This window comes from Thermotoga petrophila RKU-1 (genome assembly GCF_000016785.1).
Taxonomy (GTDB): Bacteria; Thermotogota; Thermotogae; order Thermotogales; family Thermotogaceae; genus Thermotoga; species Thermotoga petrophila.
This window is the reverse complement of sequence record NC_009486.1, coordinates 471751-495771: the sequence shown is the minus strand read 5'-3', so window position 1 is coordinate 495771 and position 24021 is coordinate 471751. Positions and strand designations below refer to the sequence as shown.

The window sequence follows — 24021 nt, the reverse complement described above, 5'->3', positions numbered from 1 at the left end:
TATGATAAAGGGAATAGGAACCAACGTGGATACAAGGAGGGTAAACGGTTCAATAAAAAGACTGGTGAGCGAACTCGAGTTTTTCAAAAGCATAGGATTCGATTATGTGGAGATTCCAGCTGCTGGCCTCGATGTGATAGCACGGGGCAGGATCATTAGGAAAAGGCTTGAGCGAGTGAAAGAACTTCTTTCCAACTACAATTTCCGATACACGGTTCATGCTCCCGATGTGATAAATCTGAAGATAAAAACCAATCCCTGGCACTACCAGGTTATGGAAGCCACAATAGAATTCGCCGGTGAGATAAATGCGGAAGTGGTGGTTTACCATTACGGAGAAGTGGATCATTCGATAGATGTTCCCGAGAGAGTTCAAAGAAAGACTGAAATCGTGGCTCTCCGTGAATTGGCGGATCTTGCAAAAGAGAAGGGTGTTGTCATAGGCGTTGAAAATGTTGGTCATCCAGTTTCTGAGGTGTTGAAGCTTGTAAGAGCGGTGAATCATCCAAACGTGAAGCTCGTCATAGATGTGGGTCATTTGTTTATAGTTTCAAACTACACCGGTATAGATTTCTACGATGAGTTGAAGAAGGGCCTTCCATATGCAGTTGAACTGCATCTCAGCGATAACTTCGGGGAGTCTCCGCAGACTTATCAAAAAATACCGGATGTAGAAGCCTTTCGTTTCGTCTATGGAATAGGAGATCTTCACCTTCCCATTGGAGAAGGAGATATTCCGTACAACAAGGTCTTCAGGATAATCAGAGAGTCTGGTTTCGATGGTATCGTAATTTTAGAAATAAATTCCATGGACAGATTCGCTGATGAGTATGCGGACTCCCTCAACCTTCTGAGAAGGCGTCTGATTCTTGCAGCAGACAACAACAAGACTAAAAAAAGAAGAAAGGTCAAGTGAGGTTTTTTCTCATCCTTCCGTACCTGTCTGCTGCTTTTAGGGCGAAAAACACATCTTTTGATGTCAAAGGTTGGGGTTCGTTGTGTATTGTTTCATTCTTGTCACAGGCTTTCTCAGCCACTTTCATCAGATCCTCGTCCGAAACACCATCAAGTCCTATCTCTGCCAGAGTAGTAGGTAATCCCACTTCTTCACAGAAAGAGTAGACCTCTTCGATCATCTTTCTGGGTTTGTCAGTCAAAAACAGTGATGCGAGAACTCCTATGGCCACTTTTTCCCCGTGTAAATACTTGTGGGTATTTTCCAGAACGGTGAGACCGTTGTGAATAGCATGTGCAGCTGCCAGTCCTCCACTTTCGAATCCCAGACCACTTAAAAGGGTGTTCGCCTCAACGATTTTTTCAAGGGCAGGTGTGACAGACTTTTCCTCCACCGACCTTTTCGCGAGTACACCGTATTCTAAAAGTGTCTCATAGCAAAGTCTTGCGAGTGCGTAGGCTGTCATCGAACCAAGTCTTCCCGTCATATTTGGAGCATATTTCTGTTTACAAGATTCTGCCTCAAACCACGTGGCAAGGGCATCTCCCATTCCGGCAACGAGAAATCTCGCGGGGGCTTTCGCTACAATCTCCGTGTCTACTAGAACGACATCTGGATTCTTTGGCAAAAACAGGTATCTTTTGAACTCCCCGTTTGGTGTGTAAATCACGGAAAGGGCACTGCATGGAGCATCTGTAGAGGCAATAGTTGGAACAATCACAACAGGCTTCTTCAACTTATAGGCGACCGCTTTAGCGGTATCGAGTGTTTTTCCGCCACCTATGCCCACCACCACGTCTGTTTCTTCTTCAACAAGACCTGAAAGTCTCTCTATCTCTTCGTCTGAACACTCTCCACCAAAGATCTGTTTGTTTACCCTGACGTTTATAAAAGAGCTGAAGAAATTTTCTCCTAGCACGTTTTTGTCCACAAAATCATCGATCACCACAAATGCCCTTCCTCCAAAACGAGAAAGTTCTTCTTCTAGAATGTCGATAGCACCTGCCCCCTGAACATATCTACCTGGAAATATGGTGGTTGTTATCATGATTATCACCTCCTACCATTATTATCAACCTTAATTGTTAAATTTTTCACGAAGTATAGAAAAATTTTTATTAAGACTTGCAAAGAGGACTCCATCTTCTACAAGGTGCTTGAATGTTAGAGAATGGACGTGAAGTGCATGTGGAACGCATCACGATAGGGACAGGAACCGTCCGAGTTCATGCCCGTGGAACGTACTCTGGCGGCAGAACCCGAAAAGAGGCTACGATCTATCACGGGTCGAAGCGGAGAGCCTTGCCTCCTATGGAACAGGGTAGCTGACAATATCAACTGAATATTCTCTCTAAGATGACAGCCCAGACAGGAAGAGTGAAGATGGCAAAGAAAGTGGTGAGAGTAACACCGTAACCCACTGTTTCACTGTCTCCATCGAGGGCAGAAGTGAGAACCACTGCGTTCACAGCAGCAGGCATCGCGGTTTCCAGCACGAAAACCTTGGCTGTGAGTCCTTCAAGACCGTAAATCAGAGCGAAAACCAGTGCAATGAGGGGGGCAAGGAAGAGCTTATTCACAACGATGATCCCGCCAATCTTCGAAAGATGTCTTCCCAGTTTCAGTTTGGAAACAGACAATCCCACGTAAAGAAGAAGGTACGGTATGGCAGATTGCTTCAACATCAAAATAGCATTTACAAGCCATTCGGGAAGTTCTCGAAAACTCCAGCCCAATTTTCCGGTTAGAAATCCTGCAATCAGAGCGTACACGTAAGGAAGTCTGAACAGATTTTTAATGTTCACTTTCTCACCAAGGAACATGGGAAGAACTGCGGAGAACATGATGATGTTCAGGGTGGCGTAAACCACTCCGAGAGAAAGTGCTTCTTCTCCCCACAAAGAAAGAAGGATAGGATATCCCAAATAGCCAACGTTTGCGGTAACTGCGGTGACGTGAATCACTTCTTTTTTCTCCTTGAAGAGTCTGGAATAAAGATAGAAGATAACAAAAATAATAGCCACTCCAAGTCCGAATTCTCCAAGAGTTGAAAAACTGGGAGTGTATTCGTTTATAAAGGTAAACGTTACCGTTGGAACCATGACCCAGATTGCAACTTTTGAAGCAAGACCCATTGTTTCTTCAGAAAAAACTTTCCCCAAAGTGTAGCCGATGAGGATTATGAGAAAAGAAGGAATTATCGCCGAGAACGTCGTATAGAGCATTTTTTTCCTCCTTCAAATCCTAACGATTTGCCCTGTATCTGCTGAAAGTCTTGCTTTCAATGCGATCTCGGTGGTGAGAATAGAGTCTTCCGGGGTTACCATGCACTTTCCTTGACCACGAATTTCCCTCAAGAAATCTTCGAAAATCTGCCCTTTTTCAACGAGTGGTACTTCTCTGTGTCCTTTCTCGTCAGTGAGAAACACTCTTTCATTAATGACCTCGACGATTCCCTTGGTCCCCACTATTCTCATTCTGTCGTCGTCGTGGGTAGGGGCACCATGGGGTCTGAGATAATCTATGGAAAGGGATGCGAAAACTTCGTCTTCCAATGTGAAGTGGCAGAGTGCCGTCGTTTCGAGTTCTCCATGGCCTGAATTGTGAAGACGTGAGTGAGTAGCATAAACGGAGAGAAATTTTTTTTCGGTGATCCAGTGGATCCAGTCAATCGCGTGTATTCCAACCCAGGGAATGGTCCCTCCGTATGTTTCCCTCTTTTTGTAAAAATCTGGTCTTTGTCCGAGTTTGTATGACTTCTGTGTGTTCACGAGTCTGATTTCACCCACAGCACCTTCACTGACAAGTTTTTTGGCGGTGAGAAAATGTGGCCGGTATCTGATACCAAACATGGCTGTGAAGAAAACCTCGTTCCTCACCTTCTGATAGACAGACCTGATCTTTTCCAGATCTTCGAAGGTGGTAGCTATGGGTTTCTCTACGAAGGCATGGATTTTTCTCTCTAAAGCTTCTAGCAGGATCTTTCCGTTCAGAGAAAAAACGGTATTTATAACCAGAATATCGGGTTTTTCTTTTTCTAACATTTCCCACCAGTTGTTGTATTTCTTCGGTTTTATGTTCATTTCAGATATAGCTTTTTCCAGCTTTGACAAATCTTCTTCTGGTACCCCTGGTGCGATTCCGGTAACGGAACACTCCTCGTCGAGTCCTTCTAAAGCATATCTGAAATGACCAGAGGAGCCAATTACGCATATCTTCAGCATGTTATCTCCCCTTCGAGCCCCTCGAAGTTTTCAAGCTTTACTTCTTCACCACGCTTCGCCCACGGTAGATTCAGTTCAGAAAAGATTTTTTCCTCCTCGTAGGCTCTCTCCATGGCCTCTTTTAATCCTTCTACCCAAATCAGAGGAGGTTCTCCCTCTACTCTTTTCAGTTCTGTTGGAAAATCCTGGATTTCTTTCATGGAAACGTGTGCTTCATTTATAGCAATTGTGTGGGCCATGGCCGATTCAAGGGTACAGATGAATTCCTTTTGCCCCCTCACTGCATCTACCACAACCCAGAGTTTTCTCATACTACCGTGATCTGTTGGACCGTAAATCTCTTTTCTGCCATCTTCATAAACAACGAGAAGATTCTCTTCACTTTCAGGATATTCCGGGTAATTACATATGACCCGGGCCTTTTCAAATCTGTATTCAAAAACAGGTCCTTTACGTTCTTTTACAGCGTGTGTTGCGAAGAAAAGAACGGGTATCTTTCTCACAGTCATTTTCAAAGCACAGGTGTCGAAACTTTCTATGTCGTTGGCTCTGTAGAGCTCCGCAACTATACTTTCAGGATACGCACTTTCTTCCATTTTTTCACCCAGCAAGAAAAGCATGTTGTGGAGAAAGTGTGCTGTAGCGTTTCCCGCCACACTGTCTAAAACCCATCGATTGTTCACCTTCAATTTTCCTGCCCAGGAGTTTCTTCTGTAATAAGCCGTATCTCTTGGCCAGAGGACAAGAGTTTTAAAAAGAACCGGCTTTCCAAATTTTCCAGCGAGAATATCCTCCTTGAGCTTGAGAACCGCAGGATTATAGGACCACTGATAACCTATCGCTACGATCTTTCCGTATTTTTCTCTGCATTCGATCATCTTTTTTACTTCCTTTACAGTAGCTGCAGCGGGTTTTTCACAGAGCACGTGACTTCCGTTTCTGACTGCCGTACAGGTTTGCTCGCAGTGATAATGGATAGGAGAAGAAATGATAGCAAGATCTGCTGTATGGTGAGAGTAAAATTCTTCGAGTGTGTTGTACATAGGAACGTTTAACGAACGGAGTTCATCATAGAACCTGCTGTTCTGTGGATACGGATCTACCACACCAGATATTCGAACACCTTTTTCTCTTCCTTCTCTCAGTATGTACTCTACATATTTGTTACCGTAACCCCCGATGCCTACGAGAACCACAGAGACTTCTTTCATGAGTTGTTGCCTCCTTCTCATCTGAGAACTTCTCTCCTCATGAAGCTATTCCATACCGTTTCGAACCAGGTATCTTCCCTTGGAATTTCCTTCACAGGATCCCAGAAAAATTCACACCTGTTTTCTTTGCAACGAACTCTCTGAATTTTCTTGTTAAAAGATTCGCCAGCCAGGCTGTATCTGAACATCTCTGGTAGATTCGGGATGGGAAGTTCTCCGGTCGGATCGTGAACGATGTAAGAACCTCTACTCTTTCCACCCGATTCTATGTAATTTTCAACTGCTGAAAGATACACGTATTGTGTGAGAAGAACGTCGTAAAGTCTGAATGCGAAAGGAAGTTGTCTTATAGAGGAGAGTTCTACTTTTTCAATCAGATTATTGAAATCTCTGAGGGTCTCGTTTTTCCCTTTTCTCGCTTCTTCAAGAGATCTCACTATACCCATACTTCTCATGGAACGCTCGCTTATCTCTTTGAGAATGGATGACACATTGGATTTTCCAGTGATTCTTTTCACAAAACTTTCGCCCAGTTCAATTTTTTTGAGGATTTGATCTTTCGCCTCTTCCAGAATTTCCTCTTCGCACAGAGGATCACCAGAGTAGTTCTCTACTATGTACTGGGCGGCCCTCACTCCTCCCACCTGTCCAGAGTTCAGAGCGCTACCACCGGGTCTGTATACTCCATGGGATCCGTTCACTTCTCCCACCGGGAAGAAATGTTTCAGATTGCTTTCCCACCAAATGTTTCCATGAAGACCTCCGTTGTTATGCTGGGCGCAGACTCCGATTTCTAAGTATTCTTTTCTCAGATCTATTCCGTGCTGTAAATAGACTTCTATCGCGGGTCCGTTCATTTTTTCAAGCCTGTCTATGGGTCGACCGAAGAGAGCACCTGAATTTTTCAGGTATTCGTACGCTTCTTTTCCAAGAAGGGAGAAGTCCAGTTCCCCGTTTTTGCTTCCCCAGCTGGGGTTTCTTGTGAAATCCAACCAGACCCTTCTACCTTTGATTACTGTTTCGTAGAACACGAGGATATCTATCAGAGAGGAACCGTAGTTTTTTATCTTTCTCACATCGAACGGCCACTGGTAACCTTTCAGAAAAATGGCGTTCAGCATCGTGGAAGGATCCGGGAAGTACTCTTCAAGGAACTCTCTTTCATCGTTTCCATTTTCATCCGTAGAAACGTACCTCGGTATGACCTGTTGATAGGTACCAGACAGGTTCCATCTGAACTTTTTGGAAGCGATTCCAAACTGCCATTCCGTCAGATTCTTCCCCATAACCCCCGCTTCGAAAGCGATACCAGTGGCTCCAAAATGCACAGGAGGATAAACCGAGTGGAAATAGAACATTCCCGCAGGTCCACCGGTTGCATAGATTATGTTTTTCACGTTGAAGAGAACGTATCTCTTTTCCGGATCATAGAGGTTGTTCAGATCGAGCGCGATGAGACCAATTGTTTTTTCTTCGTTTCTGTCTGTTAAGATACCAATCGCCTGGTAACCTTCAAAGATCTTTATACCCTTTCTTCTGATCTCCTCCAGGAGTTTTTCGCACATGTAATAGGAAGTCAGAGGACCTGCAGAGGTAGCGCGCTGTTTGGGATCATGATCTGTCTTGTATCCAACGTACTCACCGTACCTCGAATGGGGAAAAGGAACCCCAAGTTCCACGAGCCTGAAAAACGCCCGGGCCGAAAGGGCAGCTTCAACGAGTGCGATGTCACCGTCCATACTTCCTCCGTTGAACAATGTTTCAGCAAGTTCATAAACGGAATCAGGTACATTACCTGCGAGCGTGAGCTTGTAGTATGTTTGCTTGTCAGAGCCAGTGTTTCTGGATGTTCCCCATTTCAGGTTGTCCGTTAAAAGTGCCACATCTTTCTGACCAAAAGAGAAAACCCTGTCTACCGCATTCAAACCCGCAGCACCAGAACCCACCACGATAGTATTGAGAGAGAAAATTCTCAGGGTGTGTTCGTTTAACTTAACAACCGACTCTCTCATGATTTCTTGTTCTCCTCCATCTTTCTGTATATGGGAAGGTACACTTCACTGTCTCTGACAACGCAACCACAGCTTTCTCCCGCGGCTTTCAGTTCTGCACATTTGTTACAGGTGATACAGACCTTCTTCGGATCGAGTTCCCCCTTTGTCAGTATGTCTTTTGGATAGTCTGGATAAGCGAATGTCATTCTTCCAAAACCCACAAGGTCGCACCAGCTGTTCTTCAGCATACCGGCTGCAACGTAGGGTGCGAACTGTCTGAACCAGGTGAAGCCGCTCGCAACAACGAGCGTTCTTGAAAGAGTTTCTTTGGCCAGTTTCGCCAGGTTCAGAAGTCTCATGGCTCCAACGATGGGATGCTCAGGGGGATTGTACTTTCCCATTTCATCATACGGTCTGTTTATATGAGGTTTCAGATACGGTGTGGAAGCGGTCACGTTGATTATTTTCACACCGAGTTCTTCCAGTTCTTTCAGAAGTCTTCCAGGTTCTGTGAAATCGAGTGTTCCTTCTTCTGTCGATCCCCATCCGTATGGGTAAGGAATGAAGTCAGAAAGGTTCAATCGCACGGTAATATCTATTTCGACTTCCTCTCTAACGAGTCTTACGATGTCTTTCAGAAGTTTTGTTCTGTTTTCGTAGGAACCCCCATATTTTCCCTCGCGTGTGTGTGCTGCAAGTAGTTCGGAAAGAAGGTATCTGTGACACGCTTTGATATCAACCGCATCGAATCCAGCTATTTTTGCGAATTTTGCAGCTCTCAGGTACTGTTCTTTCAAGCTGTCCAGTTCTTCATCGGACATGAGGGGGAAATCTTCTGTTATACCGTATTTTTCATCCAAGAATTTATCGTGGAAGAGAATCTTTCTGTTCTTTCCAAATCTTCCAGGATGGGTAAGCTGGGCTACAACGTACGGTTCAAAGTTGTTTGTTTTCAAGGAAGCACTTTTTATCTCTGCAACAAAGCTTCTGAAAGAGTTCACAGTTTCTTCTGTTAACATTAGTTGTCTGTCGTTTCCCCTCGCTTCCCTAGAAATGGCGATGGCTTCCACCCATATCACACCAGCTCCACCTTCGGCGAGTCTTCTGTAACGTCTCAGTGTGAGGGGACCAGGGGTTCCATCGAGCTGTGCGTCGTTTCCTTCCATGGGTTGATCAACGAACCTGTTCGGTATTGTCTTTAAACCAAGATCAACAGGATCTCTGAAAACATCGAAATCATCCAACAGTGGAAGATCCATTCCCAACGTAATAGCTTCCCAGCGCATCTCTTCGAGTGTTCTGTATTTGAACCTTTTTTTCACTCAGATTCACCTCATATTTTAAGTTTCTTATCATAATTCGAAAAACTTTCAGAAAAAAACGCACAGCTATTTTCGTGAGAAAGAACTTTTGCTTTTTAAGACAATAACTGGCTTAGTTTAACTGTTTACTATCTTTTTTTCTTTTAAAACTCATTCAACAAAGTAACAGTGCGAATATCCACAAATTCTGGTATTTCAGGAGGAGTTCTGACGCTGACTATACGACCACAAATAACCGCTACGTGTTCTGGAACAAATTCTACTCCCATAATTTCGATAGGGTCCTTACAGGCAAACCACCCAGTAAGCTTTTTACCTGCTACTATATCAGCTACCGCCAGAGCAATCAGACCATGACAAATAGTTGCTATTATTTTTCTAGGTACTTCATTACAGCTTTTATAAAGTCCACAACCTTATCTTTTTCATATAAAACGTCTCCAGACCAACCGCCTACAATAATGAGCGCATCATAATCATCGGACTTTGCCGTTGGGAATTCTCATGGCCTTTGCCTGGCTGCAGGAGGACAGGAGAAATTATTCTTGCCTCTTTAAAACCAAGTCCCACATTGAATGTATAACCCTGTTCGTCCAGTTGGTTCTATTGGTGCTTCGCTTCCAAAAAGAAAACGAGAAACTTTCCAGAGATGATTATTATCAAGAATGAATTGAAGCATGCCACCATATTCTCCGATGTAAACTGCTAGATAATATGCCTATCAATCTCTGAAATCACTTTCCACTATTATACTGATCTTTTTCCAGCAAGAGTACTATTGGGGTTCATTCTTCCTCCATATGGTCCCGACCAAAAAATTGTGTTGCCTTCCTTCTTAATACCTATGCCTAACTCAGACATTTTTTGGAGAAGATCACTGGTGTCAAGTATGTTTCTTCTTCTAATCACCATCACTCCACAGTCTTCTCAGTACATGAGCAACGAGTTTGGGTTGTCTGTCTCTTGTGAAAACACCTTTGTGGTTGAGAATGGGTCTTCTCACATTCTGAGGAGTCTTGAAATCTGCAAAGGCCCACACGTGCGTTCCAATGATGTAGTCTTTCTTCAAAAGAAGTCTGATCGTCTTTTCAACGAGCTCTGCTTGGTACTCTTCGGAGAACATTTGAGGTGGATCGTAGTGGATGCCGGCTATCGCGTCCGCACCGAATTCTGTGACAAAGATAGGTTTTCTGTGCCTTGCGTAGAGCTCTTCTATGTCTTTTTCCAGAGCCTGAAGCCCTTCTTCTATCCTTCCCTGATAGATGTACCAGCCGTAGTATCTGTTCACACAGACGATGTCGAAGTACTTCAGCGCCACGTCTCTTGTTCTCTTGTCTGGTGCGTCCATCATGCTCACCATGACCACGGGACGTGTTCGATCCATCTCTTTGGCAGTCTCATAAAGGGCTTTGAAGAAACCCTCCGCGTCTGGATGGTTGGACTCTGGTTCGTTCGCCACACTCCACATGATCACACTGGGATGGTTCTTGTCTCTGTCTATCATTCTTCTTATGTTGTCTTCTGCTATCTTTTGGGTCTCTGGGTTGTAGTGATACCTTGTGATACCAACGTGCGGGGCTTCGTCTATCACAAGGATTCCGAGTCTGTCGGCAAGATCCAGCCACTCTTCACTGTAAGGATAGTGAGAGGTCCTGAAAGAATTCGCGTTGATCCACTTCAGAAGGTTGAAGTCTTTTATCATCAGTGGATAGAAAGTACCCTGCCCCAGAACGGGAAATTCTTCGTGCTTTCCAAAGCCCTTCAGAAAGACGGGTTTCCCGTTCAGGTAGAGCTTTTTCTCGTCCCAGCTGATCGTTCTGATTCCGATGTCCAGAGTGTACTCGTCTCTTTCGAGTTCCACCTTGAGAGGATAAAGATACGGATCTTCGAGGTACCAGAACCTGGCGTTTTCGAGGATGAACTCCTCCTCGACGAATCTGTCGGATGTTCTGACCTTTTTTTCTGCCTCTCCAAGTTTGATCGTCATCTCCTGTCCCACCGCTTCTTCTGAGACTTCTATCTTCACTTTCACTTTTCCAAGTTTCTTCTCCGGTTCAGATTCACTCGTGTCCACCCAGATGTCAAGTATCCTTGCGTGATTTGAGAACTCTACCAAAACAGGCCTTATGATTCCACCGTAAGGGAAGAAGTCAAAGTTCGCGGGTGGAAAGCTTCCAAAGAATCCCACGGTGTGCGTGCCACTGTCTGGAACCTTCGAGGGAAATCCTCCCACCTTTAACCTGTTCTCAACAACCACTCTGAGTTCGTTCTCTCCAGGTTTCACTTTCCCTGTCACATCTACTTCGAAGGGAAGGTATCCAATGTGATTCTCTCCCACTTTCTCTCCGTTTAGGAAGACATCGCAGTCTGTGTTCACGGCAGCAAAGTAAAGTCTGATGTGTTTTTGTGAAAGTTCCTCTGGAACGTAGAAGGTGGTTTTGTAGGTGAAGGGTCCTTTTTCGTAGCACAGATCCTGGTACTGCTCATTCCAGCTTCCAGGAACGGCGATGGGCCTTTCCTCCCCGTTCACTTCAAGGGACCAGATACCAATCAAGACTTGAATCTGTCTTCTTGCATTCCTCTGGCTTCTCAACATTTACATCCCTCCCAAACTTTGTTAATTATTTATACAACCAGCACTTCACCTGCACACCATCTACTTCAAAATATGGAGGAGGCTCCTTTCTGCATATATCCATGGCCTTTGGACATCTTCCTGCGAACTTGCAGCCCTGTCTCAGATACTCTGCCTGCTCTGTCTCGGACAGTTTTATCCTGATGTCCCACTTTTTCTTCGGATCCGGTTCTGGAACGGATTCCCTCAAAAGCTGGGTATATGGATGCTTTGGTTCCATGAGAACTTTCTCTGCGGGTCCCAGTTCCACTATGTTTCCTCTGAACATGACGGCGATTCTGTCAGAGACGTAGTAAGCCGTTGTGAGATCGTGGGTGATGTAGAGCACGCTCACACCGTACTGTTCTTTGAGATCCTTGAAGAGGTTCACGATCGACATTCTCAAAGAAGCGTCGACCATCGAGACAGGTTCGTCTGCAACGAGAAGAGAAGGATTCGTGAGAAGTGCCCTTGCGATGGAAATTCTTTGAAGCTGACCTCCCGAGAACTCACTTGGGTACTTCTCGGAGAATTCTTCAAAGGAGATACCGACTGCGGAGAGTTTCTCTTTGATGATCTCTTCTGCCTTCTTTTTTGTATCCGCTATGCCAAGGTTGAAGAGTGTCTCATAGAAGTACCTGTCCACCTTCCTGAGGGGGTTGAACGTGGAGAACGGATTCTGGAAGACTGCCTGTATTTCTTTTAGAAGCTCTCTTCTTTCTTTTTCGTTCTGATGCACACGATCAATCTTTCTTCCTTTGTAGATGATCTCACCGGAGGTGGGTTCTTCAAAGCCGAGGATGATCTTGGCGGTCGTGGTCTTTCCACAGCCGCTCTCTCCAGCGAGGGTGAAGATCTCTGCTTCTTTTATATCGAAGTTCACGTTATCCACAGCCACTATTCTCGTTCTGGAGAAGATGCTCCCTATGGTGAAGATCTTCGTCAGATTTTTTATCTCAAGAAGCGGCATTCTTTCCCTCCTCTACTAACCAGCATGCAACTCTGTGGCCCGGCAGGTATTCCTTGAGAGGGGGTACTTCTTTTTTGCACCTATCGAACGCATGTGGACATCTTGGATGGAAACTGCATCCTGGTGGAAGATCGGCGAGTGACGGAGGACTTCCAGGAGCGCTTTCTCTCCTTCCTTTGTCTCCAAACTTTGGAAGCGAGTAGATCAGATACTTCGTGTAGGGATGCAAGGGGTTTTCAAAGATCTCTTCTGTTTTCCCTTCTTCTATGATCTTTCCTGCGTACATGATTGCTATCCTGTCTGTCACGTTCGCATGAACCCCCATATCGTGTGTGACAAGGATGATGGTGTTCTGTCTTGAAGATTGTATCTCCTTGAGAAGCTGGATCACACCTCTCTGAGTCACAACGTCGAGAGCCGTCGTCGGCTCGTCCGCTATGATCACCTTCGGTGACAGAACGGTTGCAAGGGCGATCGTTACCCTCTGCCTCATTCCACCAGATAGCTGGTGTGGATAGGCGTTGAGAATTTCTATTGGAAGCCCCAGCTCTCTTATGTGTTCTTTTGCCATCTCGTACGCTTCTTCTTTCGTCTTTCCAGTCGTGTGGCTTTCTATGAAATCCTTGAAGGTCTCTTTTATCTTCACCACGGGATTGAGAACACTCATAGATCCTTGAGGAACGTAGGAAATGAAATTCCATCTGAGTTTTCTTCTCTCTTCATCGCTCAGAGAATAAACATCCACTTCTTTTCCGTTTTCTCTGTACAAGACCTTTCCTCCCACTATTCTCTGTGGTGGTTCTATTGCAGCAAAGAGAGCTCTCAAAAGAGTGCTCTTTCCACATCCGCTCTCTCCTGCGATACCGTATATCTCGTTCTCCATGATCGAAATGTTCACCTCGTCCACTGCTTTCACTACTCTCTTTTTTCCGAATATGTCCAGAATGTAATAAGACTTGAGATTTTCTGTTCTCAACACTTCCACCGCTATCACCTCATGCCTGTCCTATTCTCTGTATCCTCATCCTCGGATCCAGATACTCACTGATGCTGATGGAAAGGAGGTAGATGGAAACAAATAGAAAAACTATGATAAGCACCGGAAAAACTATCCACCACCAATAACCTAAAAACAAAGCTTGATAACTGATAGCCCAATATAATGTGGTTCCAAGCGTTGGTACGAGGAGATTTGTCAAACCAAGGACAGAGAGGGTGGTTTCTATTCCGATTGCCCACATCATGTTGTTTAAGATAGAAGCAAAAATTATGGGAGTGATATGAGGGAAGAATTCTTTAAAAACAATTGAAAGAGCCTTTGATCCAGAGAGAAGAGCGGTGTAAGTAAAATCCCTTTCCCTCAGACTCAAAACCTGAGACCTAATCACCCTCGCATCCCATGCCCAACCAATTGATGCCAGAATTATAGCTAATGTAGAGAGACGAAGAGATTCCTTGAAAATAGCTCCTATAAGAATTAAGATAGGAATCCTGGGAAGTGAAATGAGAGCGTCAGATATTGCCATGAGAACTTTATCGAATGCTCCTTTTTTGAAACCAGATAACATACCTAATGTTACAGCTATAGCTCTTGATATTGCAGCCGTTATGATAGCAAACACCAGACTATTCTTTACAGCTGAACAAATAGTCCAAAAAAGATCCTGACCTAACGAAGTAGTCCCAAAAGGGTGTTTAAAAGAAGGAGGTAGTTCTTCAGGTACAACTTGCCATTGCGTCGGTTCGTATGGAGAAAATAAAGAAAGAATCACCAGAAATGTTAGTGAAAGCATTACTATAAAGCTAAATCGAAATTTTTTATCAAGAAGTAAATCCTTCAAATATCTCATTCAATCCACCTCACCTATTTGAGTATCTAATTCGAGGATCAAAAAGAGGATATGTTATGTCCAAAATTAATGTTCCAAGTGAAATGGCCAGAACTGAAAACATAACAATTCCTAAAATTGTATTGTAATCTGACTGCAGAATGGCTGAATAGAGTACTCCACCTAGCCCTGGGTAAGAAAAAACAATTTCTGTTATCAAAGCTCCTCCAAAAATTTGACCCAACGAAAGGGATAGGCCTGTTATTTGAGGTAAAAGGGCATTTCTAAATATATATTTCATAACTATTTTCTTATCCGGTACCCCTCCATACTTTGCATAAACGACAAAATCTTCTCTTTTAATATTAATTGATATAATTTTCATACTTTGAAACCAACCGGCTATTCCAAGGAGTAGTAAACTCAAGGCAGGGAGAAATGCATGTCTTAATATATCGAGAAAGAAACCCCAGTTCATTTGAGGAATTATACCTGGTGTGTAAGCCCCTCCTATGGGAAAAATTGGAATATAATAAGCAAATACTATAAGAAGCACAAAAGCGAGAATGTAGTAAGGAATAGGTCTAACAATCATGAAAAGTGTATCAATCAAATTCAACAAGCGTGAATTCTGACCATAATAACCTGCTAAAACTCCTAGTATATTTCCTATTATCCACGATAAAACGGTTGTCGTGCCTAACAATCCTATTGTCCAAAAAACAGATTCTCTGATAATAGATTTCACAGGGGTTGGAAAGTAAGTCAAGGATGGGCCAAAATCTAAAGTGAGCAATCTTTTCCAGGTGTTGATATATTGTTCAAACAAATTTCCTTTTAAACCATACATTTCTTTCAAAGAATCTATCATTTTTTCTACAAGACTTGGTTCTAGGTAGGCTCCACTTGATGAAATTCTTGCTATTGCGTTTTCAACAGGACCGCTCGGAGTTAATCTTACTATTAAAAAAATAGCCGTTACGCTTATAAATACAACTATGAGAAATTGTATGAATCTAGCGATTGTGTACTTCCACATAGCTGGACCTCCTCCAAAATAGGGGGGGAGGCCCCCCCTGAAAAATTCAGATTTTAGAAGAATTTATTTTGTTCTTTTCAGATACGGCAATTCAAAACCGAAATTAGGCCAAGTATGGACAGGATGTACGTAGATATTCTCCACGGTTGACCAGTTTGTCCAGTAGTATTCATCGTAAATCACAAACCATGTCAGTTGGAAAGCGGGAATGCTTGGCATTTCTTCAATTAACAATTTTAATCCTTCTTTACCTAACTCTATTGTTTCTGGATCAAATGGAGATGTTTTTTTCATTTTTTCTAATATTTCATCCATTCTAGGGTCAGACCATCTGGAAGCATGACCAGCGTTGAATTCGCCTATTGGTCGCTGATATCTGCTCGCGAAAGGAGATAATGTTCTATAAATATCTGCTACTCCTCCCCATGTTTCTACTGCTGGCCAGGCACTGCACGCATCAAATTCTCCATAAGCGTGCACAGTAGAATCAGAAGTTGGTCTTATTTCAATTTGGATTCCAAATTTTTTCCACTGTTGCGCAATTGCTGCAGGTACCCTATTGTCTGGCCTGTTTGCGTCTGGGTTAACAATTATTTCCATCTTCCATGGGGTTCCGTTGGGTAACAACCACTGTCCCTGTTCATTTCTCTTGAAACCATGTTTTTTCAGTAATTTTTCTGCTACGTCAGGAGCATATCTCCACCAACCGATGCCAAACAACTCTTCTAGTTGACCTTTGGAGACTTTATAACCCTTCTTCCTTGCCATTTCTGCCAGCTTATCGGGTAGTGTGGTATCAAAAGGTTTGAATACCGTCTGATCGTCAATTTGCAATGTGAAGTTCTCTAAGAAATCTTTCAAGGCTGTATAGTAATACTTTTCACAGACAGGTTCTGGTGGCACATGTAATGGGGCAAATCTAACAGCCCCATCAGCAACTAGATCTGCAACTTCCAGTATGTTTATAGCAAGTACCAATGCCCATCTTACATCACGAATGTTGTAAGGATAGCGCATTGTATTCAGAGTAATGCCTGTAACTGTTGGTTCTAGTGTTTCACCCCAAGGGAAATCTTTTCTGAAGACTCTAACAGTAGGTATTTTCAAAAAAGATTTAACCATTTCCAAAGAAAATGTATATGTGACGTCCAGTTGGTGTTGTCTCATGGCAAGAATCATTTGGCTAGGAGAATCATAAGCCTGGAAGAGCACATAGCGAGGTTGTGGCATTCCATAAAGTATACCATCTGGTGTTCTTTCCCAATCTTCTCTTCTCTCATACAAAAACCAATATCCATTTGGATCATAGGATTTTAAAACATAAGGACCCGTTCCAACAGGTGGATAGAAATTGAATTTAACGGGATCTTCTACTTTCTCAAATATATGTTTGGGGAATGGTCTCCAGCAACCCCATCTGTCGACAAAATAATAATGGAATCTAGGATTGGATTTGTTTAGCTTAAAAACGACAGTGTATTTATCTTTTGCCTCGACATCTTTGACCCATTCTTTGAGTTGAACGTGGTTAGACATACCTTCATTTTGAATCGTTAATTTCACTCCGAAGACAACATCATCGGCAGTGAATTCCACTCCATCACTCCAATATATCCCTTTGCGAAGTTTAACAGTCATTTCCGTGAAATCATCGTTGTAAATAGGGCTAGTTTCTGCAAGAACATTGATAATTTCCATTTTCGCAGGATCAACCATCCAAAGAGGTCTAACGATCAACTGATGAAGCCCTCTGGCCGGATATCTCCAGGATGACGTGAAAATATTGCAATTAGCAGGATCAGAGACTCTACCGTGAGAGTGTTGAACAATTAGTAAGTCCGACCTTGGCACATTGGCTACTTGAGAAAAAGCAAGCGTGAATATCAGTAATAAAAACGATAACCAAACAAGTTTCCTTTTCATACTTTCCCCTCCTTATAATGTAAGATGTTTGATATTTCATCTCTTGAAATTTTACACCAATTAATGTTTCGAAATAAAGAACCAATAATTACACAAATATGAATTTGATTTTGTACAACAACAAATCTTTCTTCACAGTTGTGATATAATTGCAATCAGGATTGCGCTATCTGAAACATCAAACATCTTAAAGGGAGTGATGGGGTTGAAAGCTCACGCCATGGTGCTGGAAAAGTTCAATCAACCTCTTGTATGTAAAGAATTCGAGATCTCAGACATTCCACGAGGATCTATTCTGGTTGAAATTCTCTCTGCAGGTGTTTGTGGTTCCGATGTTCACATGTTTCGCGGAGAAGATCCCAGAGTACCCCTTCCCATCATCCTGGGACACGAGGGTGCAGGAAGAGTTGTCGAAGTGAACGGAGAAAAGAGGGATCTCAACGGAGAACTTCTTAAACCCGGTGATTTGATCGTCTGGAACAGAGGTATCACCTGTGGTGAATGCTATTGGTGTAAGGTGTCAAAAGAACCTTATCTCTGTCCGAACAGAATGGTCTATGGAATAAACAGGGGATGTTCTGAGTATCCTCACCTCAGAGGATGCTACAGTTCTCACATTGTGCTGGACCCAGAAACAGATGTTTTGAAAGTATCGGAAAAAGACGATCTTGATGTTCTTGCCATGGCGATGTGTTCAGGAGCAACTGCATATCACGCATTTGATGAGTATCCTGAATCCTTTGCTGGGAAGACCGTTGTTATACAGGGAGCGGGACCTTTGGGATTGTTTGGAGTTGTTATAGCAAGGAGTCTTGGTGCGGAGAAGGTGGTTGTAATAGCGGGTTCTCCGAACAGGCTGAAACTCGCCGAAGAAATAGGAGCAGATCTCACATTTAACAGAAGAGAAACGAGTGCTGAGGAGAGAAGAAAAGCAATAATGGACATCACACACGGTAGAGGAGCAGATTTTGTCCTGGAGGCGACGGGGGACAGCAGAGCGCTTCTCGAAGGAGCTGAGTTACTGAGAAGAGGAGGATTTTACGCTGTTGCGGGGGTAGCTGTGCCACAGGATCCTGTACCTTTTAAGGTTTACGAATGGCTTGTTTTGAAGAGCGCGACTTTCAAGGGAATTTGGGTCAGTGATACTTCACACTTTGTGAAGACGGTTTCAATCACGTCCAGGAATTATCAACTTCTTTCCAAACTCATCACGCACAGACTTCCTTTGAAAGAGGCAAACAGAGCACTGGAACTCATGGAATCGAGAGAGGCTTTGAAGGTAATCCTTTATCCGGAGGGATGATCATGGAAGAACTGGCAAAAAAGATTGAAGAAGAGATTTTGAATCACGTGAGAGAGCCCGAAATACCCAATCGAGAGGTTAACCTCCTCGATTTTGGAGCGAGAGGGGATGAAAGAACCGACTGTTCTGAGAGCTTCAAAAGGGCCATAGAAGAACTTTCAAAACAGGGCGGAGGAAGACTGATTGTTCCCGAAGGTGTGTTTCTAACGGGACCAATTCATTTGAAGAGCAACATCGAACTCCACGTGAAGGGAACCATAAAATTCATTCCTGATCCTGAGAGATACCTTCCCGTCGTTCTCACCAGGTTCGAGGGAATCGAACTGTACAATTATTCTCCCCTGGTTTACGCCTTGGATTGTAAAAACGTGGCTATCACCGGAAGTGGGGTTTTAGACGGTTCAGCAGACAACGAACACTGGTGGTCCTGGAAGGGAAAGAAAGATTTCGGATGGAAGGAAGGACTTCCCAACCAGCAGGAGGATGTAAAAAAACTGAAAGAGATGGCAGAGAGAGGAACACCAGTTGAAGAGAGAGTGTTCGGAAAGGGACATTATCTGAGACCGAGTTTTGTTCAGTTTTACAGATGCAGGAATGTTTTGGTAGAAGATGTGAAGATCATCAACTCTCCTATGTGGTGTGTACATCCTGTTCTTTCTGAAAATGTGATCATAAGAAACATCGAAATTTCGAGCACGGGCCCAAACAATGATGGTATCGATCCTGAATCCTGCAAGTATATGCTCATTGAGAAATGCAGATTCGACACAGGTGATGATTCTGTGGTCATCAAATCGGGGAGAGACGCGGACGGAAGGCGAATCGGAGTGCCTTCTGAATACATTCTTGTGAGGGACAACCTGGTGATCAGTCAGGCGAGTCATGGTGGACTTGTGATTGGGAGTGAAATGTCCGGTGGTGTGAGAAACGTCGTTGCAAGGAACAACGTCTACATGAATGTGGAAAGGGCTCTCAGGTTGAAAACGAATTCCAGGCGTGGAGGATACATGGAGAACATCTTCTTTATAGACAACGTGGCTGTGAACGTTTCGGAAGAGGTGATCAGAATAAATCTCAGATACGATAACGAAGAGGGGGAATATCTCCCTGTAGTCAGAAGCGTTTTTGTTAAGAACCTGAAGGCGACAGGTGGAAAATACGCTCTACGGATTGAGGGTCTGGAGAATGATTATGTAAAAGATATCCTGATATCTGATACTATAATGGAAGGAGCGAAGATCTCTGTTCTTCTTGAGTTCGGTCAGTTGGGGATGGAGAATGTTATCATGAATGGATCAAGATTCGAAAAGCTTTACATCGAAGGTAAAGCTCTGCTGAAATAAAAAGGGAGGTGACACCGGTGAAATCTCATATCGGTCTCATCGGTCTTGCGGTGATGGGTCAGAATCTTGCACTGAACATTGCGAGGAAAGGCTACAAAGTTTCGGTTTACAACAGAACAGCACAGAGAACGGAAGAATTTGTGAAAAATCGTGTAACGAATGAAGAGATAGAACCTCATTACGATATCGAAAGCTTCGTGAAGTCTCTCGAAAGGCCAAGAAAGATAATCTTAATGGTAAAGGCAGGTAAACCCGTGGATGATACGATTTCTCAGCTTCTTCCTCACCTCGAACCAGGTGATTTGATAATAGACGGTGGTAATTCCCATTACATGGATACCGAAAGACGCTTCAAGGAACTCTCTGAAAAGGGAATACTTTTCCTCGGTATGGGAGTTTCTGGTGGTGAGTACGGGGCTCTTTACGGGCCTTCTCTCATGCCTGGAGGAAGTAGAGAAGCGTACAACCTGGTTGAGGAGATTCTTTTGAAAATAGCAGCGAAAACAGAGGATGGACCATGCTGTACATACGTTGGGGAAAGATCAGCGGGCCACTTTGTGAAGATGGTTCACAACGGCATAGAATACGCCATCATGCAGGCGATAGCGGAAGTTTATCACATTATGAGAGATGTTTTGAGCCTATCATCTGAAGAAATGTCCAGTATCTTTGAAGAGTGGAACAGAGGAGAACTCAGCTCGTTCCTGGTGGAGATCACCTACAAGATTTTGAGAAAGAAAGATGAAGAAACAGGAAAACCGATGGTCGATGTGATTCTGGACAAGGCGGAACAAAAGGGAACTGGAAAGTGGACATCCCAAGCAGCCCTTGACCTCGGAATACCTACCCCTTCCATAAACCTGGCGGTGGTTGAAAGGGTGATTTCCCATTTCAAAGACATAAGAACAAGGCTTTCGAAACTGTATAATAAGAGAAGAAGCGCTACTCAGGGTAGCGAGGAATTTTTGAGAGATCTCCGAAACTCTCTCTTCTTTGCCATGTTCATGGCCTTTTCTCAGGGCATGTGGTTGATCGCAGAAGCATCGAAAGAGTTCGGCTATGGGGTGAACCTCTCGGAGGTGCTCAGAATATGGAAGGGTGGATGTATCATAAGGGCGAAGTTGATAGACACACTCAGAAGGTACATATCTAACGAGAACGCGTATTTGCTGGAGAACGAAGAAGTGATGAATCTATTGAAAGGCAAAATCGATTCTCTAAAGAACATATTGAAGGCGTCCATAGAGAACGAAATCCCCGTTCCTGTTTTGAATTCCTCTTACAACTACTTCATGAGTCTTACCGAAGAGAGACTGCCGGCGAATCTCATACAGGCTCAAAGAGACTTCTTCGGAGCACACACTTTTGAGAGAGTAGACAGAGAAGGTGTGTTCCACATCAACTGGGAGGAAGGAGAGATAGGATGAAAAAAATCGAAGTGGACCTCGTGAGAACGAAGGTCTACAATCTTCTCAAAGAAATGATACTGAACCACGAATTGAAGCTTGGAGAGAAACTAAACGTGAGAGAACTCTCCGAAAAACTTGGTATCAGCTTTACTCCTGTGCGGGATGCCCTTCTCCAGCTTGCAACTGAGGGTCTTGTGAAGGTGGTTCCAAGGGTTGGTTTTTTTGTAACCGACGTCGATGAGAAATTCATAAGAGAAACCATAGAAACGAGAATCATGATGGAAGTCTTCTGTCTTGAAAATTACTTCGATAAAATTGCTGGTTCCGAAGAACTTTTAGAGATAAAGGGAGAAATCGATGATGTGGAGAAAAGCGCCAAGAGAGAGATTTTTGACGATTCCGATGAAAGGCTACACAAACTCTTCATCAGAGCCTCGGGAAATGAACTCATCATATCTTTGTATGAAAAAATATGGGATCGTATAGACCTCGTAAGGCATCTGAACGAAAGATACGTCGTTTCGAACAGGGAACACAAAGAACTCATAGAGAGAATCATCAGCGGCGATAAAGAAGGCGCTATTGAAAAGTTAAAAGAACACTTGAAAAATGTGGAGGCGGAGACCATAAAGAACCTGTACACATATGAAAGGAGTTGAGAAGTTATGGTCTTGAAAGTGTTCAAAGATCACTTTGGAAGGGGATACGAAGTTTACGAAAAGTCTTATAGAGAAAAGGATTCTCTCTCTTTCTTCTTGACAAAGGGAGAGGAAGGAAAAATTCTGGTAGTGGCTGGAGAAAAGGCACCTGAGGGTCTGTCGTTTTTCAAAAAACAGCGGGTGGAGGGTGTTTCGTTCTTTTTCTGTGAGAGAAATCATGAGAACTTGGAAGTTCTCAGAAAATACTTTCCAGATCTCAAACCAGTTCGAGCGGGATTGAGAGCGTCTTTTGGAACAGGTGACAGACTCGGTATCACCACACCGGCTCACGTGAGGGCGTTGAAGGATTCAGGGCTTTTTCCCATCTTTGCGCAGCAGTCGGTGAGGGAGAACGAGAGAACGGGAAGGACCTGGAGAGATGTGCTGGACGATGCCACATGGGGAGTTTTCCAGGAGGGATACAGTGAGGGATTCGGAGCAGACGCCGATCACGTGAAGCGGCCGGAGGATCTTGTTTCGGCTGCAAGGGAAGGTTTCACCATGTTCACAATCGATCCTTCGGATCATGTGAGGAATCTTTCAAAACTTACAGAAAAGGAAAGAAATGAGAAATTCGAAGAGATTCTGAGAAAGGAAAGGATCGACAGGATCTATCTCGGTAAGAAATACTCTGTTCTCGGTGAGAAGATCGAATTCGATGAGAAGAATCTCAGAGATGCGGCGCTCGTGTATTACGATGCGATTGCCCACGTGGATATGATGTATCAAATTTTGAAAGACGAAACCCCGGATTTCGACTTCGAAGTGTCAGTTGACGAAACAGAAACTCCCACGAGTCCTCTCTTCCACATTTTCGTTGTGGAAGAACTCAGACGAAGAGGTGTGGAGTTCACCAATCTTGCCCTGAGATTCATCGGCGAATGGGAAAAGGGAATAGATTACAAGGGGGATCTTGCACAGTTCGAGAGAGAAATCAAAATGCACGCAGAAATCGCAAGGATGTTCGAAGGATACAAAATATCACTCCACTCTGGAAGCGACAAATTTTCCGTGTATCCTGCTTTTGCTTCCGCGACAGGAGGCCTTTTCCACGTGAAGACAGCCGGAACGAGTTATCTTGAGGCGGTGAAGGTCATATCCATGGTCAACCCGGAGCTCTTCCGGGAGATCTACAGGTGTGCTCTCGATCACTTTGAGGAAGACAGAAAGTCCTATCACATATCTGCGGATCTGTCGAAAGTTCCGGAAGTAGAGAAAGTGAAAGATGAAGATCTTCCAGGTCTTTTTGAAGACATCAACGTGAGACAGTTGATCCATGTCACCTATGGCTCTGTTCTGAAAGATGCATCTTTGAAAGAACGGCTGTTTAAGACGCTTGAACAAAATGAGGAACTCTTCTACGAGACCGTGGCAAAACATATAAAAAGGCACGTAGACCTGTTGAAGGGGTGATTTGTGTGTTCGATCTCAGGGGGAGGGTTGCCCTCGTAACCGGTGGCTCTCGTGGGCTGGGTTTTGGAATCGCTCAGGGGCTGGCAGAGGTTGGATGTTCAGTGGTCGTTGCAAGCAGAAATCTGGAGGAAGCATCAGAAGCGGCTCAAAAGTTGACAGAAAAATACGGCGTTGAAACGATGGCTTTCCGATGCGATGTTTCAAACTATGAGGAAGTGAAAAAACTTTTGGAAGCAGTGAAAGAGAAATTTGGAAAGCTCGATACGGTGGTCAACGCTGCGGGGATAAACAGAAGACATCCAGCGGAAGAATTTCCTCTCGATGAGTTCAGACAGGTGATAGAGGTGAACCTTTTTGGAACTTACTACGTGTGTAGGGAGGCCTTTTCACTCCTGAGAGAATCCGATAACCCCTCTATCATAAACATAGGATCTCTCACCGTTGAAGAAGTCACCATGCCCAACATATCCGCGTACGCTGCTTCGAAAGGGGGCGTAGCTTCTCTCACAAAAGCTCTGGCGAAGGAGTGGGGAAGGTACGGCATAAGGGTGAATGTGATAGCGCCGGGCTGGTACAGAACCAAGATGACAGAGGCTGTATTCAGCGATCCAGAAAAACTGGACTACATGCTCAAGAGGATACCCCTTGGCAGAACGGGTGTACCAGAGGATTTGAAGGGTGTGGCAGTCTTCCTTGCTTCCGAAGAGGCGAAGTACGTGACTGGACAGATCATATTTGTAGACGGTGGTTGGACTGCGAATTGAAGGGGTGAGG

At 44.0% G+C, this 24021-nt stretch carries 20 protein-coding genes; 7 read left to right on the top strand and 13 right to left on the bottom strand.

The genetic code is table 11. The features are described 5' to 3' along the window. Position 1 precedes the first annotated feature (1 nt). Complete coding sequence (locus tag TPET_RS02525) at positions 2–916, top strand: TIM barrel protein (RefSeq protein ID WP_011943135.1); 915 nt, start codon at positions 2–4, stop codon at positions 914–916. On the opposite strand, the gene TPET_RS02520 is transcribed toward TPET_RS02525, so the two are convergent. The 13 genes from TPET_RS02520 to TPET_RS02465 all read right to left on the bottom strand — a co-directional run bounded on the left by TPET_RS02520 (position 909) and on the right by TPET_RS02465 (position 17081). Then, positions 909–2003, bottom strand: a complete 1095-nt coding sequence (locus TPET_RS02520; protein ID WP_011943134.1) for a glycerol dehydrogenase — start codon at positions 2001–2003, stop codon at positions 909–911. The genes TPET_RS02525 and TPET_RS02520 overlap by 8 nt on opposite strands. 286 nt (positions 2004–2289) lie before the next feature. Further along, positions 2290–3180 carry an AEC family transporter gene (locus TPET_RS02515; RefSeq protein ID WP_011943133.1) on the bottom strand — a complete coding sequence of 297 codons (891 nt, stop codon included), beginning with the start codon at positions 3178–3180 and terminating at the stop codon, positions 2290–2292. A gap of 12 nt (positions 3181–3192) precedes the next feature. After that, the gene (locus TPET_RS02510; RefSeq protein WP_011943132.1) at positions 3193–4179 is read right to left on the bottom strand and encodes a Gfo/Idh/MocA family protein; all 987 of its coding nucleotides are present in this window, start codon (positions 4177–4179) and stop codon (positions 3193–3195) included. After that, complete coding sequence (locus tag TPET_RS02505) at positions 4173–5390, bottom strand: Gfo/Idh/MocA family protein (RefSeq protein ID WP_012310597.1); 1218 nt, start codon at positions 5388–5390, stop codon at positions 4173–4175. The genes TPET_RS02510 and TPET_RS02505 overlap by 7 nt, the downstream gene beginning before the upstream one ends. A 17-nt stretch (positions 5391–5407) precedes the next feature. Beyond that, positions 5408–7402: an FAD-dependent oxidoreductase gene (locus TPET_RS02500; protein WP_011943130.1), complete on the bottom strand. Its 1995-nt coding sequence runs from the start codon at positions 7400–7402 to the stop codon at positions 5408–5410. Beyond that, positions 7399–8706 carry an NADH:flavin oxidoreductase gene (locus TPET_RS02495; protein WP_038051441.1) on the bottom strand — a complete coding sequence of 436 codons (1308 nt, stop codon included), beginning with the start codon at positions 8704–8706 and terminating at the stop codon, positions 7399–7401. Before TPET_RS02495 ends, TPET_RS02500 begins: the two co-directional genes overlap by 4 nt. Positions 8707–8849: 143 nt before the next feature. Further along, positions 8850–9077 carry a DJ-1/PfpI family protein gene (locus tag TPET_RS09695; protein ID WP_416376430.1) on the bottom strand — a complete coding sequence of 76 codons (228 nt, stop codon included), beginning with the start codon at positions 9075–9077 and terminating at the stop codon, positions 8850–8852. 530 nt (positions 9078–9607) lie between these two features. Then, positions 9608–11302 (bottom strand): glycoside hydrolase family 2 protein, encoded by a 1695-nt coding sequence (locus tag TPET_RS02490; protein WP_011943128.1) that lies wholly within the window; start codon positions 11300–11302, stop codon positions 9608–9610. 25 nt (positions 11303–11327) lie between these two features. Beyond that, a complete protein-coding gene (locus TPET_RS02485; RefSeq protein ID WP_011943127.1) occupies positions 11328–12290 on the bottom strand; it encodes an ABC transporter ATP-binding protein in 963 nt (320 codons plus the stop codon). Beyond that, complete coding sequence (locus TPET_RS02480) at positions 12277–13284, bottom strand: ABC transporter ATP-binding protein (RefSeq protein ID WP_011943126.1); 1008 nt, start codon at positions 13282–13284, stop codon at positions 12277–12279. Before TPET_RS02480 ends, TPET_RS02485 begins: the two co-directional genes overlap by 14 nt. A gap of 1 nt (position 13285) precedes the next feature. Beyond that, entirely contained in the window at positions 13286–14140 is an 855-nt protein-coding gene (locus TPET_RS02475; RefSeq protein ID WP_011943125.1) for an ABC transporter permease, read from the bottom strand. A 10-nt stretch (positions 14141–14150) separates the two neighbouring features. After that, complete coding sequence (locus TPET_RS02470; RefSeq protein ID WP_011943124.1) at positions 14151–15158, bottom strand: ABC transporter permease; 1008 nt, start codon at positions 15156–15158, stop codon at positions 14151–14153. A 63-nt stretch (positions 15159–15221) separates the two neighbouring features. Then, a complete protein-coding gene (locus TPET_RS02465) occupies positions 15222–17081 on the bottom strand; it encodes an ABC transporter substrate-binding protein (RefSeq protein WP_011943123.1) in 1860 nt (619 codons plus the stop codon). A 199-nt stretch (positions 17082–17280) separates the two neighbouring features. Between TPET_RS02465 and TPET_RS02460 the strand changes: the two genes are divergently transcribed. From TPET_RS02460 to TPET_RS02435, 6 genes are read left to right on the top strand one after another with little or no spacing between them, the layout of a single operon-like run. Beyond that, on the top strand, positions 17281–18384 hold the full coding sequence (locus TPET_RS02460; protein WP_011943122.1) for a zinc-binding dehydrogenase: 1104 nt from the start codon (positions 17281–17283) through the stop codon (positions 18382–18384). Further along, positions 18381–19727 (top strand): exopolygalacturonase PelB, encoded by a 1347-nt coding sequence (pelB, locus tag TPET_RS02455; protein ID WP_148186709.1) that lies wholly within the window; start codon positions 18381–18383, stop codon positions 19725–19727. The genes TPET_RS02460 and pelB overlap by 4 nt, the downstream gene beginning before the upstream one ends. 17 nt (positions 19728–19744) lie before the next feature. Continuing rightward, positions 19745–21154: an NADP-dependent phosphogluconate dehydrogenase gene (gndA, locus tag TPET_RS02450; protein ID WP_011943120.1), complete on the top strand. Its 1410-nt coding sequence runs from the start codon at positions 19745–19747 to the stop codon at positions 21152–21154. Beyond that, positions 21151–21795, top strand: a complete 645-nt coding sequence (locus TPET_RS02445) for a GntR family transcriptional regulator (protein WP_004081527.1) — start codon at positions 21151–21153, stop codon at positions 21793–21795. The genes gndA and TPET_RS02445 overlap by 4 nt, the downstream gene beginning before the upstream one ends. Positions 21796–21801: 6 nt before the next feature. Next, a complete protein-coding gene (uxaE, locus tag TPET_RS02440; protein ID WP_011943119.1) occupies positions 21802–23247 on the top strand; it encodes a D-tagaturonate epimerase UxaE in 1446 nt (481 codons plus the stop codon). A gap of 5 nt (positions 23248–23252) precedes the next feature. Further along, a complete protein-coding gene (locus TPET_RS02435; protein WP_011943118.1) occupies positions 23253–24011 on the top strand; it encodes an SDR family oxidoreductase in 759 nt (252 codons plus the stop codon). Positions 24012–24021 lie beyond the last annotated feature (10 nt).

Coding starts and splice junctions, on each gene's coding strand:
- TPET_RS02525 (WP_011943135.1), top strand. CDS start 2: ATGATAAAGGGAATAGGAACCAACGTGGATACAAGGAGGGTAAACGGT.
- TPET_RS02520 (WP_011943134.1), bottom strand. CDS start 2,003: ATGATAACAACCACCATATTTCCAGGTAGATATGTTCAGGGGGCAGGT.
- TPET_RS02515 (WP_011943133.1), bottom strand. CDS start 3,180: ATGCTCTATACGACGTTCTCGGCGATAATTCCTTCTTTTCTCATAATC.
- TPET_RS02510 (WP_011943132.1), bottom strand. CDS start 4,179: ATGCTGAAGATATGCGTAATTGGCTCCTCTGGTCATTTCAGATATGCT.
- TPET_RS02505 (WP_012310597.1), bottom strand. CDS start 5,390: ATGAAAGAAGTCTCTGTGGTTCTCGTAGGCATCGGGGGTTACGGTAAC.
- TPET_RS02500 (WP_011943130.1), bottom strand. CDS start 7,402: ATGAGAGAGTCGGTTGTTAAGTTAAACGAACACACCCTGAGAATTTTC.
- TPET_RS02490 (WP_011943128.1), bottom strand. CDS start 11,302: ATGTTGAGAAGCCAGAGGAATGCAAGAAGACAGATTCAAGTCTTGATT.
- TPET_RS02485 (WP_011943127.1), bottom strand. CDS start 12,290: ATGCCGCTTCTTGAGATAAAAAATCTGACGAAGATCTTCACCATAGGG.
- TPET_RS02475 (WP_011943125.1), bottom strand. CDS start 14,140: ATGAGATATTTGAAGGATTTACTTCTTGATAAAAAATTTCGATTTAGC.
- TPET_RS02470 (WP_011943124.1), bottom strand. CDS start 15,158: ATGTGGAAGTACACAATCGCTAGATTCATACAATTTCTCATAGTTGTA.
- TPET_RS02465 (WP_011943123.1), bottom strand. CDS start 17,081: ATGAAAAGGAAACTTGTTTGGTTATCGTTTTTATTACTGATATTCACG.
- TPET_RS02460 (WP_011943122.1), top strand. CDS start 17,281: ATGGGGTTGAAAGCTCACGCCATGGTGCTGGAAAAGTTCAATCAACCT.
- pelB (WP_148186709.1), top strand. CDS start 18,381: ATGATCATGGAAGAACTGGCAAAAAAGATTGAAGAAGAGATTTTGAAT.
- TPET_RS02445 (WP_004081527.1), top strand. CDS start 21,151: ATGAAAAAAATCGAAGTGGACCTCGTGAGAACGAAGGTCTACAATCTT.
- uxaE (WP_011943119.1), top strand. CDS start 21,802: ATGGTCTTGAAAGTGTTCAAAGATCACTTTGGAAGGGGATACGAAGTT.